General features: G+C 41.1%; 14 protein-coding genes and 2 pseudogenes. 14 read left to right on the top strand and 2 right to left on the bottom strand.

All coding sequences use genetic code 11. From position 1 onward, the window contains the following. Positions 1–57: 57 nt before the first annotated feature. Positions 58–657, bottom strand: coding sequence for a molybdenum cofactor guanylyltransferase MobA (mobA, locus tag AAFM34_RS18655; protein WP_341665443.1), 600 nt, complete (start codon positions 655–657; stop codon positions 58–60). A gap of 249 nt (positions 658–906) precedes the next feature. Between mobA and AAFM34_RS18650 the strand changes: the two genes are divergently transcribed. The 14 genes and pseudogenes from AAFM34_RS18650 (at position 907) to AAFM34_RS18585 (ending at position 11,003) form a co-directional block, all read left to right on the top strand. Beyond that, positions 907–1,704, top strand: a complete 798-nt coding sequence (locus tag AAFM34_RS18650; protein WP_239173084.1) for a substrate-binding domain-containing protein — start codon at positions 907–909, stop codon at positions 1,702–1,704. Between the two features lie 16 nt (positions 1,705–1,720). Further along, a pseudogene (locus AAFM34_RS18645) lies at positions 1,721–2,437 on the top strand (hypothetical protein). 7 nt (positions 2,438–2,444) lie between these two features. Next, positions 2,445–2,966 (top strand): sigma-70 family RNA polymerase sigma factor, encoded by a 522-nt coding sequence (locus tag AAFM34_RS18640; RefSeq protein WP_341665440.1) that lies wholly within the window; start codon positions 2,445–2,447, stop codon positions 2,964–2,966. Then, entirely contained in the window at positions 2,951–3,703 is a 753-nt protein-coding gene (locus AAFM34_RS18635; RefSeq protein WP_341665438.1) for a hypothetical protein, read from the top strand. Before AAFM34_RS18640 ends, AAFM34_RS18635 begins: the two co-directional genes overlap by 16 nt. 185 nt (positions 3,704–3,888) lie before the next feature. After that, positions 3,889–5,481 (top strand): ABC-F family ATPase, encoded by a 1,593-nt coding sequence (locus AAFM34_RS18630; RefSeq protein WP_114787622.1) that lies wholly within the window; start codon positions 3,889–3,891, stop codon positions 5,479–5,481. 301 nt (positions 5,482–5,782) lie between these two features. Next, a complete protein-coding gene (locus tag AAFM34_RS18625) occupies positions 5,783–6,421 on the top strand; it encodes a DUF6058 family natural product biosynthesis protein (RefSeq protein ID WP_341665436.1) in 639 nt (212 codons plus the stop codon). A 105-nt stretch (positions 6,422–6,526) separates the two neighbouring features. Then, the gene (locus AAFM34_RS18620; protein ID WP_341665434.1) at positions 6,527–7,072 is read left to right on the top strand and encodes an MOSC domain-containing protein; all 546 of its coding nucleotides are present in this window, start codon (positions 6,527–6,529) and stop codon (positions 7,070–7,072) included. Between the two features lie 129 nt (positions 7,073–7,201). After that, positions 7,202–7,618, top strand: a pseudogene (locus AAFM34_RS18615) (GFA family protein). A 124-nt stretch (positions 7,619–7,742) separates the two neighbouring features. After that, the gene (locus tag AAFM34_RS18610; RefSeq protein ID WP_341665445.1) at positions 7,743–8,186 is read left to right on the top strand and encodes a GNAT family N-acetyltransferase; all 444 of its coding nucleotides are present in this window, start codon (positions 7,743–7,745) and stop codon (positions 8,184–8,186) included. 359 nt (positions 8,187–8,545) lie between these two features. Beyond that, positions 8,546–8,914 (top strand): VOC family protein, encoded by a 369-nt coding sequence (locus tag AAFM34_RS18605; protein WP_341665432.1) that lies wholly within the window; start codon positions 8,546–8,548, stop codon positions 8,912–8,914. A 312-nt stretch (positions 8,915–9,226) separates the two neighbouring features. Continuing rightward, positions 9,227–9,613, top strand: a complete 387-nt coding sequence (locus tag AAFM34_RS18600) for a hypothetical protein (RefSeq protein WP_341665430.1) — start codon at positions 9,227–9,229, stop codon at positions 9,611–9,613. Positions 9,614–9,709: 96 nt separating this feature from the next. Beyond that, positions 9,710–9,988 carry a cytoplasmic protein gene (locus tag AAFM34_RS18595; RefSeq protein ID WP_341665428.1) on the top strand — a complete coding sequence of 93 codons (279 nt, stop codon included), beginning with the start codon at positions 9,710–9,712 and terminating at the stop codon, positions 9,986–9,988. A 78-nt stretch (positions 9,989–10,066) separates the two neighbouring features. Then, the gene (locus AAFM34_RS18590; RefSeq protein WP_341665426.1) at positions 10,067–10,336 is read left to right on the top strand and encodes a hypothetical protein; all 270 of its coding nucleotides are present in this window, start codon (positions 10,067–10,069) and stop codon (positions 10,334–10,336) included. A gap of 70 nt (positions 10,337–10,406) precedes the next feature. Next, positions 10,407–11,003: a methyltransferase domain-containing protein gene (locus AAFM34_RS18585; protein ID WP_341665424.1), complete on the top strand. Its 597-nt coding sequence runs from the start codon at positions 10,407–10,409 to the stop codon at positions 11,001–11,003. On the opposite strand, the gene AAFM34_RS18580 is transcribed toward AAFM34_RS18585, so the two are convergent. Continuing rightward, positions 10,944–11,209, bottom strand: a 266-nt coding sequence (locus AAFM34_RS18580; protein ID WP_341665422.1) for a hypothetical protein, incomplete at its 5' end; no start/stop codon positions are given. The two genes, AAFM34_RS18585 and AAFM34_RS18580, sit on opposite strands and share 60 nt — an antisense overlap.

Below are 11,209 nucleotides of genomic sequence, written 5' to 3'. Positions count from 1 at the left end.
TGATCTTATTCTTCCCGCTAGGCGATTAGAATGCGGGTTTTATGGAGCGCTTACTGCTTAGCACCCCCGTTGTGGCGTTTTGTCTGAAAAGTCCTTTAGCTCTTTTGGTGTGTTTAAATTAATAAAGCAGTCCGGTTCATCACTGAAGTCGACAAATTGAGTGTTACACTCTTGATAGAAACGCTTCATTTTCCTCTCTCCGCTGCTCAAAAACGAGCCTAACCTGCCCAGTACTTTTTTATGATAAAGAGAGAATACTGGTTGTGCCGACTGCCCATCATGAGCAACGAGTATTTCAGATTCTTCTTTTACTGCGGAGCAAAAACGCTCGACCAGATTTTCTGTTAACGCAGGGCAATCGCAAGGGACAAAGCCAACCCAATCTTTGTTTGATTCACATAAGGCCGCATGAATTCCTCCCATTGGTCCAAGGAAACCTTGCAAATGATCTGTGATGACAGGAGCAAATTGCGAGTAAAACTCGACATTCTGATTGGCACTAATCCTTATGTCTGAGGTTTGAGCCGACAGATGTTCGAACACATGGGCTATCAGTGGACGATCGTTAAGCAGGATAAGCCCTTTATCTTTTTCGCCCATACGTTTGCCTTGTCCGCCAGCTAAAATAACCCAACAGGTGTTTTCTGGAAGAAGCATAGTAGTCCTCATATTGACCTGAACTTATCGAGATTTTTATCTGCAAAGTAAAGTGATAGAGAAATGAGTTTATCACTTGTGGCTCGAACACAGGTTGATTGTTGTCAAAATAAATACTGTTAAATATCAATCAATTATTTCTTTTCTGGCTCGTTTTGAAAATTTTTTTAAAAAAGTGTGTTTTTAGTGCATCCAAAACTCATCTTAGTGCGTCTCTTGTATGAAACCTTTTAAAGCTAAGGAGAATACATGAAGCTTAATATGAGCTTAGCCGCTTTGACATTGGCAGTGGTCAGCACCTTTTCTGTCGCGTCGCCTAAACTTGACCCATCGATTAAACATCAGCCTAAAGATGGCGTGATTAATGTGTATGGCCCTGGTGGTCCAGACACAGCACTTCGAAGTGCAGCGAATGCCTACAGTGAAAAAACAGGTGTTCCGGTAAAAGTCATCGCAGGTCCAGAATCTAAATGGACTCGTGACGCACAGAAAAATGCAGATCTAATCTTTGGTTCTTCAGAGCAATCCATGAGCGCATTTGTTGAAACCTATCCATTTATCACCGATATGGATGTAAAACCTGTTTATCTTCGTCGCGCTGTTATTGCAGTACCTAAAGGTAATCCTAAAAATATCAAAGGGATTCAAGACTTACTAGATGAACCTTCACGTATTGTCGTGACAGAAGGCTTGGGAGTATACAACACATCAGGGACAGGTGTTTGGGAAGACATTGCAGGACGTAAAGGCTCTTTGGCTGATGTGCAAAACTTCCGCAGCAAGATTATTGCTTATGCCAAAGGCAGCGGGGCAAGTTTTAAGGCATTCCAAGAGCAGAAAGCCGACGCTTGGATCACATGGATCCATTGGCCTTTAAATCATGCTGATAAGGTTGATTATGTCGAGATTGAACCAGAAAGGCGTATATATCGAGATTTAACGTTAGCTAAAACACGTGGTGCAGAGCCACAAACTCAGGACTTCATCGATTTTGTAAATAGCGACCAAGGTAAAGCTTTCTTTACTCGCGAAGGTTGGACTCAATAATTAAGGAAACCAAATAATGAAAAAGTTAATTATATCTTCACTTCTAGTTGTACCTATGGCTTACGCAACGGCATCTTCAAATACGACCGAGACTTCAGTGGGTGAAGTGTATGTGGATGGTGCAGGTAAAACGCTTTATACCTTCTCTAAAGATCCTGCTGGGCAATCTGTATGTACAGACAAGTGCGAGACCTTATGGCCGCCTCTACTTGTTAATGATAAAGCAAGTAGTCAGTTTTCGAAAAGCTCAGAGTTTAGCCAAGTGACTAGGAAAGATGGCAGCAAGCAATGGGCATTAAATGGTAAGCCACTTTATCGATGGTTCAAAGATCAAAAAGAGGGCGACATTGATGGCGCTGGTGTCAAAGGTGTATGGCCAATTGCACGCGCTGATGATGTTGCAGTAAAACTCTATAACGATGGCAGTCGTCGATACTTAGTCGATGATAATAACTTGACGTTATATACCTTCGATAAAGACAAGAACAACCTGTCAGTGTGCTACGGTGATTGTGAAGTGAAATGGCCACCTGCTTATGTTGACTCGGATTTAACGCAAAAAGGTATCGACAACATTAAGCTAACTGGAGGATTTGGTGTTACCAAGCGCAAGGATGACACATACCAGTGGCCTTTGTAGGGTAAACCGCTATATCGTTGGTTTAAAGATTCCCAAGCTGGTGAAACAACTGGCGATGGTGTCAAAAATGTTTGGCATCTGATCACTCAATGAGGAAAAAGTGAGCGACGATAAACATCAAATAGGTTTACTGCTCTCCAAAATAGCGCTTCGAGACCGAGAGGCTTTCGAAGCGCTTTATCAGTTAACCAGTACAAGATTATTTAGTCTTATATACAATGTGGTCAAAGATGAACATATCGCCGCTGACATTTTACAAGAAGGTTATGTAAAGCTTTGGTATAGCAACAATGAGTATGTTTTGGATTATCCTTGGGCTTGGCTCTGCCAGATTATGAGAAACATGGCCATAGACGAAGTCAGAAAACGAGAGCGCCGCAAGGAAGAATTGACTGAAAATCTATTAGAAGATGCGATTCATCTTAGCGAATCAAAGACCGAATCCGGCTTGAATTATTGTCTGCAGTCTCTTGCTGAAGAGAAACGAAATGCAATTGTATTGGCGTATCAACATGGTATGAGCCACCAAGAGATAGTCGAGTATGTGAAGACACCTCTAGGTACAGTTAAATCTTGGATTCGTCGTGGGTTACAGGAATTGAAACTATGTTTGACAAGATAAACAGTAAACGATACCAGAATCCCCAACTGAGAGAAAAACTGGCGGGTGAATACGTACTTGGTACACAAACATCCAGAGTGCGCCGCAGAATGGAAGCCTTAATCAAGGCGGATCCGACTTGGTGGGTCCATATAGAGCAATGGCAGCAACACCTATCAGGCCTCAATCCTAGTTCTGACCTTAACGCTTCGACTAACACCTTCAAAAAGCCTTCTAAACGGGTATGGACCAATATTGCCAACAGCACGTTTAGATTAGGCAAACGTGAAAAAAGTATCCGCTGGTGGTGGCTGCCAACAGGTATGGCTTTCTCTTTATTCTTGGGTATATTTTTACAACCAACCCTTATGCAGCCTCCCTCGGACATAAATATCGCCGAGGTGCGTCCGGCAAGTTATTTGGCAATGATGTCATCAGATACACAAACCAATCATTTTGCATTGGTGGCTTATCAGGGAGATAAGCCCGGACAGTCCAGCTTGCGTATGCAAAGAAACCTCTCCATGGACAAGATTTCTCAAAGCAAAGCCATGGTTTGGATGCGCGATAATTCAACAGGTGAATTAAAGTTAATTGATAGCTTGCAAAACATTAATGATATTCGTTATATGTCACCGAACGAGTGGCAAATGTTAAAGAGCAGTTCAGAGTTACTCGTGACCGCAAATAGAGATCCGAATAGTGAGGTGCTTTATCGTGGTCGATGTGTTGAGTTAAGCGACTGGCGAGCAATTTAATATCGAGAACTTACTTCAAGCCTGACCCAGCCTTTTGATGTCAGGTTTGAGCATTAACTAGTCTGTAGAAGAACAAGTTGGAACAATTGATGTAGTTCATAGTTTCAATTTGGTACAATCCCCCGCAAATCATATACGAACATATTTTCTCTACTAAACTGAGTTGGAGAAAGGGGGATAGTCTTATCATAAGTACCAACAATATTACGCAGCAATTTGGTGCGAAACCGTTATTTGAAAACATATCCGTCAAATTTGGTGATGGAAACCGCTACGGTTTAATAGGCGCCAATGGATGTGGTAAGTCTACCTTCATGAAGATTTTAAGCGGTGAGCTCGACCCAACAGGTGGTAATGTCAGTTATGACCCAAATGAGCGCGTCGCTAAGCTGAATCAGGATCAGTTTGCTTACGAAGAGTTTACTGTGATCGATACCGTTATCATGGGCTTTAAAGAGCTATGGGAAGTTAAAAAAGAACGTGATCGTATCTACTCCCTGCCTGAAATGACAGAAGAAGACGGCATCAAAGTGGCCGAACTTGAAGTCGAATTTGCCGAAATGGATGGCTATATGGCTGATGCCAAAGCCGGTGAATTACTGCTAGCGGTTGGAATTCCTGAAGAACAGCATTATGGATTGATGAGCGAAGTCGCACCGGGGTGGAAGCTTCGTGTTCTGTTAGCACAAGTTCTATTTGCTGACCCACATATTATGCTGCTCGATGAGCCGACCAACAACCTTGATATGGATACCATTCGCTGGTTAGAAGACACGCTTAACCAGAGAAACTGTACCATGATCATTATTTCTCACGATCGCCATTTCCTCAATTCAGTTTGTACCCACATGGCAGACTTAGATTACGGTGAATTGCGTCTATTTGCTGGTAATTATGATGAGTATATGGTCGCAGCTACTCAGGCTCGTGAACGTTTACTGGCTGATAATGCGAAGAAGAAAGCTCAAATTGCCGAGTTAAATACATTCGTCGCGCGCTTTTCTGCCAATGCATCTAAGGCTAAACAGGCCACTTCTCGTGCCAAGCAGATCGACAAAATCCAGCTAGAAGAAGTGAAACCATCGAGTCGCCAGAACCCGTTTATTCGTTTTGAGCAGTCTAAAGAGCTATTCCGTAATGCTTTAATTGTGGAAAACTTATCTCAAGGTTACGAAGAGGATTTGTTCTCAGACTTCAATGCTATTTTTGAAGTGGGAGAGCGGGTTGCCATTATCGGTGAAAACGGTGTCGGTAAAACAACCTTACTGAACACGCTTGCAGGCGTATTGGCACCGCGTACTGGTGAGTTCAAATGGTCTGAAAACTCTAACATAGGCTATTACGCTCAAGATCATGCTGAAGAGTTTGCTGAAGACATGAACTTAATGGACTGGATGGGCCAGTGGCGTCAGGCTGGGGATGACGAACAAGTCATTCGCGGTTTCTTAGGACGCATGTTGTTTGGCCAAGACGACATTAAAAAGTCTGTCAAAGTTCTTTCAGGTGGTGAGCAAGGGCGAATGCTGCTTGGCAAGCTTATGATGCACAAACCGAACATGTTGCTGATGGATGAGCCTACCAACCATATGGATATGGAGTCTATTGAATCTCTCAATACGGCGCTTGAGCAATACAAAGGCACGCTTTTCTTCGTATCTCATGATCGAGTATTTGTGGACTCGCTGGCAACTCGTGTTCTGGAAATTAAAGAGGGTAAAATTAACGACTTCCGTGGCACTTACTCGGAATTCCTAAAATCGAAGGGAATTGATGGTTAACCCTCCCTATAGTAATCAGAGCCTCGCATATGCGAGGCTTTTTTGTATCTAGGTGGAGCTTTTAGAGGTGTAGGGGGATACCATTTATTAGGGGATTTGTGATGATCATATCTTGGATAATATGTGCTGTTAAAAATTCATAATACGCTGGTGCGTTTTTATGTGATGACAGAATACATAGCTAGATGTATTTAGTTTAATTTTTAGTGAGTTATGATAAATTGAGCGGAATGTCAGGCAGACAGAAAACGAGATTGCCTGTTATGAAGAATGTTAGCTTTTCCATGGAGGTTAAAGTTAAGTGGAATTAATCAAATATCTAAATAAACACTTTTTTACAAAACAAGAGCTGCTTGATATTACAAAAATCACAGAACAAGACCTATTAAAATACCAAAAAGATGGCGTGATGCCAAAATGCTCTTACAAATTAAGCCTAAACATAAAAAGTGATTCATTTTTTGGCTTACATCACGATGAGCAAGAAATAGAGTATTACGCTAAAGGCTACTCTTCATGGTTAGCTATAATTCAATCACTTAATTCAACTGAAGCTATTTATTCAGTATTTGCTAACCGTTATAAAATTGCTATCGAAAGTCTTAAAAAACAAGGATATTCTTCTACCAACTTTAAAGTCACCTCAGAGCTGAATGAACATATTAACGAACAGTGGAGCCATTTTTTAAATGGAACTTATGGTTTATGCACTAAATCGGGGTTACCGGAAGATATAGCTGCTAAAGAATTTTCAATACTCATAATCAATGAGTTATCAGAACACAATGAGTTGACTCCTGAGCAACTTAATAGGCTAAATCTAGCTGTTGACCTTTTAGATTCAGCTAGCTCACTATTTGCCCCGCACGAGAGGCTTAAAAGCTCTCGTCATCGTTTGGTAAATGAAATTCGCCACAAATATCAATTAAAAAGCTCATAAGGTTACTAAAAAAAGGACGAAAAACGCTTAACGCCCTAACCTCAAGCCAGTTTAGTGACTATGGCACAATGGTTTAGACAAGGCGTTAGCCCTCAGGAGGAATAGATGAAAAGTGTAGTATCAGTTAGTAAAAGTGCGGAGCATACTTTTTCTAAATCAGTGGAGGAATCAATTCTATTGATAGAAGGGGAGGGTGTTGAAGGAGATGCTCACAGAGGCAAAACAGTAAAGCATCGCTCGAGAGTAAAAGTCGATCCAACACAACCGAATCTAAGACAAGTACACCTGCTTCATAGTGAGTTGTTTCAGGATCTTTCTGCTAAGGGATTTGACGTTGGCCCCGCTTGTCTTGGTGAAAACATTACGACTTTAGGTATTGATTTGCTCGCTTTACCAAAAAACAGTGTTCTCAAATTCTCTGGTGGCGCTGAAGTATTGGTCACTGGTCTCCGCAACCCATGTCCACAAATAGAAGAATACCAGACAGGTCTTCTGTCTGAGGTATTAGGAAGGGATGATTGGGGTAAGTTGGTTCGTAAAGCTGGAATAATGGGTGTAGTAAAGGCTGGAGGCTGGGTATCACCAGGGGACTGCATTGAAGTTGAGTTACCTCCGAAACCATATGAACCCCTGCAAAGGGTTTACGTTTAGGGCAGATTCGCAACGCTCGTATTCCGAGTTTGAATCGCCTTTAGTGTTTACAGCACAATGCTTTAGGTCGCAGCGCTGCTGAGCTTTTAACAAGGCGCTATATATTTTCAGCAATTTAGGAGTAATTTAATGTCTTACGCAGAGACTAACTGCTTATGTGGTTCTGTAAAAATCACAGCAGAAAGCATCAACCCTAACTTCACAGTTTGTCATTGTCAGTCATGCTGAACTTGGGGTGGGGCACCATTTTTCGCAGTTAAATGCGGAACACAAGTGAAAATCGAGGGTGAAAACAAAGTTAAAATGTACAAGTCATCTTCTTGGGCTTCCCGTGGTTTCTGTACAGAATGCGGCACACATTTGTTTTACAAGTTCAAAGAAACGGGAGAATACAATATGCCCGTAGGCTTATTTCCACAATTAGACGATTTGAAAATGGACATGCAGTACTTTAGTGACATGCGCCCAAGCTACTACTGCTTTGCCAATGAAACTAAGGAAATGACTACAGAAGAAATCATGGCTTACTTTGCAGATAAGATTTAAATAGGAAGAGTAGCCTTGTTAGGCCGGTGGGAAAACGAGGCGACTTGCTATTAAGAATGTTAGGCATATTAATTCATCAGGAGTAGAAGTGAAGTTTAGACAGGCTGCCTTCAAAGATATAGATATGATGGCTGAAATAAGGCTTTCAGTGGTTGAAAATGTTCTATCAGACCCAAGTAAAATCACACGGAAAATGTATGAGGACTATCTTGATAGACGAGGTAGAGGTTGGGTGTGTGAATTGGATAAAAAGGTTGTTGGGTTTTCATATGCTGATAGAGAGGCCAATTCTATCTGGGCGCTTTTTGTCTTACCTGAATATGAAGGTAATGGTGTAGGTAAAGGTTTGATTCAACTGGCTACTTCTTGGCTTTTTGAGCTAGGAGCGAAAAAAGTTACTCTTGATACAAGAGCGAACACAAGAGCAGATATCTTTTATAAATCTCAAGGTTGGACTAGAGAGGGCATGAAAAATGAGCATGAATGTATTAAAGCTTTCGAGTTTGCCGATAGAGTGGACTGTATTATCAGCTATGAGCGCAGCTTTCTTAGACCAGTGCTCGGTTAAAGAAGCTACGCATAATAAACAGTTCAACATGGATTCAGAGCACGTGGCATTTTTACTGTGCGTTGGTATTAGTGTTTAAGGTGTGGTTTGCGGCGGCTTCGGTATTGCGCTGCTCACACCTCAAAAGGGCGTTATGTATATAAGGGTAAAAATGGAAGAGCATCTTGGTTAGGTGTATCAATACGAGTTAAGTACTGAACGCATAATCAAAATACCCATTAAAACTCTTCCTGTTCTTGTTACAGTAACTTCTGGTGTGCCTGATATTAAATTACTTTCTTTCAAAGGTATAACAAGCAAAACACGGCAATGAGTCCTAATAAAACGTTAGGTTTAAAAAACCATAAAGGAATAATACGATGATAATTGATCACATTGGATTTTCAGTATCCGATTTAGAAAAAAGTAATGAATTCTATTCTAAAGCTCTAGCTCCTTTGGGCATTGATAAAATAGTGGTGCTTGAAGGCGCAAGTGGTTTTGGAAAGAATGGTAAAGCAGAATTTTGGCTTGGAAAAGGAAATCTACCACAATCTCCTTTACATATTGCTTTTGCTGCTGATAATCGAAAACAGGTAGACCAGTTTTATGAGGCTGCCATGGCTTCTGGTGGAAAAGATAATGGCTCACCAGGTATAAGAGAACAATATCATCCCAATTATTATGGAGCATTTGTTATTGATCCAGATGGCCATAATATTGAAGCAGTATGTCACCGCACAGAGTGATGCTTAAAAATGCGCACACTCGACCCGACTCTTTGGCTACTTTGATATAGAAAAACGCATAGGCAACAAGAACCAAGGCCAGACAATTACATTTCGTGTTTTTCCAGATGGTGTTTTTAATAGAGTGATGATAAATTTCTTTTATACAAAGAGTTCACTGCACGCGTTTTGACTGGTTTAGTAAGGCAAATGCGTATAATTATTAATATAAATGTTAAGTATAACTATGGATGAAAGAGCGTTTACAAAATTAATTGAGTTCCTTGAAAAAGCACCAGGCCATTCACTTGGAGTAAAGTATCAGGGTAGCTTATGAAACTGTATCTCTCCAAAGGTGAAGTTTTGATTTCGGGAGATGTTTTGGATCTTCAGAATATTCGCGCATGCATTGAGAAAATCAAAGATAACGATATGCTTACCTTTACGTTTTTAACCGATGCAAATCCTGCACCATATGACTTTCTAGAAAGAAACTTGATCGTTAGAGCAACATCAGGCCCAGCGAACGCATCCTTTATTGAAGGGGAAGGAGTCATTGTCGAAGGAAGCAAGGCTAACCTAGATATTTTTGCTTCTTATTTTGATTTTGATGTGGGAACAGCCCCGGGATGTCATTATCATTGGGATGAAGCTTGTGGGGCAGATTGTGTGGCGGCGGGTACACTACCCATTGTTGTGGCTGTTGCCGGTAACACGTAACATCTTGGCAGTCGTTGTTTATAGTTTGTTGATTTCTTTAACTTTGGTGCTAGCAACAGTGTTTTCGGCGCTAAATGTTCAGTAGAAGTATGAAATATGAAGTACGAAGATATAATTGAGGCGCATAGGTCGTCTATCTACCATCGAAATCAAATACTCGACTCGGAGGAATGTGGTTGTTTCTATTGTGGAGCAATTTTTAAACCTTCGGATATTTATGATTGGACGGATTGGGAAGCGCTAGAAATTGGAGCCGAAAAAGTTGGCAGAACAGCATTATGCCCAGAATGCGGTATTGACTCAGTAATTGGTTCTGCAAGTAAATACCCAATAACAAAAGAATTTCTTAAAGCAATGAATAAGCATTGGTTTTAATACATTTAACAATGCGACTAAATAAGGAGAATACCCCGTGGCTTGACCACTTCGTATTTACCGTTAAATGCCATGAGTATGAATAAACAAAGTTGCCCTATTTGTGGTTATGAAGATGTGACAGCTTTTGATGAGTACAACCACACTACTTTTGAAATCTGTGAGTGCTGTGGCTCTGAGTCAGGTTTGGAATATAACCTGTACTCAACAACAGAACACCTTACAAAGATTCGTCGCGAGTGGTTCATTGGAAACAACGGTGAGTGGTGGGGCGAAAAAGAGTCTATTCCAGAAAACTGGAGTCCCAAAAAACAAATGGAGCTTGCAGGTATTGAAATACCCAAGTAACGGTTAGCCTTTAACAAGGCATTCACACCTTAATAGGGCTTTATGTACCTTTTCGAATAATCATAAACTTATGGATAAAAATACTGAAATTTGGAGTCAGTACTACGAAAAGGCACTGTCTCGCCCACATTCAAAACGTACTGAATTTGCAGCGCAACTAAATGAATCAAATCTCAAAGTGGCCATCGACTGTGGTTGTGGAACTGGTAGTGATATAGAATATCTAGAGCAACAGGGTTTCCAAGTTTATGGCTTCGATATTAATCCTGATTCGGTCACTATTTGCAGAGACAGATTTGGCTCAAAGTCATTAGTGGATATTGCAGAGTCTTCGTTTGAGTCGTTCGATTATCCAAAATCTGGTGTAGTTATCGCAAATTCCAGTTTGTTCTTCGCTGACCCAAACCAATTTGAATCGACTTGGAGCAATATTCAATCTTCAATTGAAATCGGTGGTGTGTTTGCTGGTGACTTCATGGGTCCTAAAGACAGTTGGGTGCACAACTACCGTAGTCCCATCACGCCTTTATCTGAATCAGAAGTAAAGGCTTTGTTCTCAGGCTTTGAAATAGTCAGGTTCTTTGAACGTGATGAAACAGCGAAAACTTCATTGGGTAGAATAAAGCATTGGCATACATTTTCCGTGGTTGCGGTGAAACGCATATAATAAAGCGTTTAAAGCAGGCTCCCAACGCTCGACATTTTCACTTTGCTTTGAATTTTTGGCTTCTATGGGGAGGTTAATTTCTATTGGAATGGGGCGCTCTCGCACTGAATCCCAGATAGTAATGTCTTTTGCGCTGACAGTAATTGATACTATTGTCGGATAGGCGACACCTGTTACCAGATGCCGCCCTCCTAAGAACCGTACGT

Origin of the sequence: Vibrio sp. (assembly GCF_038138445.1) — a bacterium.
GTDB lineage: Bacteria > Pseudomonadota > Gammaproteobacteria > Enterobacterales > Vibrionaceae > Vibrio.
Note: the sequence above shows the minus strand (reverse complement) of the source record. Positions and strands in the feature narration are given on the sequence as shown.

What these genes read in the sequence shown, in the direction of transcription:
- mobA (WP_341665443.1), bottom strand. Translation starts at nt 657, where the DNA reads ATGCTTCTTCCAGAAAACACCTGTTGGGTTATTTTAGCTGGCGGACAA.
- AAFM34_RS18650 (WP_239173084.1), top strand. Translation starts at nt 907, where the DNA reads ATGAAGCTTAATATGAGCTTAGCCGCTTTGACATTGGCAGTGGTCAGC.
- AAFM34_RS18635 (WP_341665438.1), top strand. Translation starts at nt 2,951, where the DNA reads ATGTTTGACAAGATAAACAGTAAACGATACCAGAATCCCCAACTGAGA.
- AAFM34_RS18620 (WP_341665434.1), top strand. Translation starts at nt 6,527, where the DNA reads ATGAAAAGTGTAGTATCAGTTAGTAAAAGTGCGGAGCATACTTTTTCT.
- AAFM34_RS18610 (WP_341665445.1), top strand. Translation starts at nt 7,743, where the DNA reads ATGATGGCTGAAATAAGGCTTTCAGTGGTTGAAAATGTTCTATCAGAC.
- AAFM34_RS18605 (WP_341665432.1), top strand. Translation starts at nt 8,546, where the DNA reads ATGATAATTGATCACATTGGATTTTCAGTATCCGATTTAGAAAAAAGT.
- AAFM34_RS18600 (WP_341665430.1), top strand. Translation starts at nt 9,227, where the DNA reads ATGAAACTGTATCTCTCCAAAGGTGAAGTTTTGATTTCGGGAGATGTT.
- AAFM34_RS18595 (WP_341665428.1), top strand. Translation starts at nt 9,710, where the DNA reads ATGAAGTACGAAGATATAATTGAGGCGCATAGGTCGTCTATCTACCAT.
- AAFM34_RS18590 (WP_341665426.1), top strand. Translation starts at nt 10,067, where the DNA reads ATGAATAAACAAAGTTGCCCTATTTGTGGTTATGAAGATGTGACAGCT.
- AAFM34_RS18585 (WP_341665424.1), top strand. Translation starts at nt 10,407, where the DNA reads ATGGATAAAAATACTGAAATTTGGAGTCAGTACTACGAAAAGGCACTG.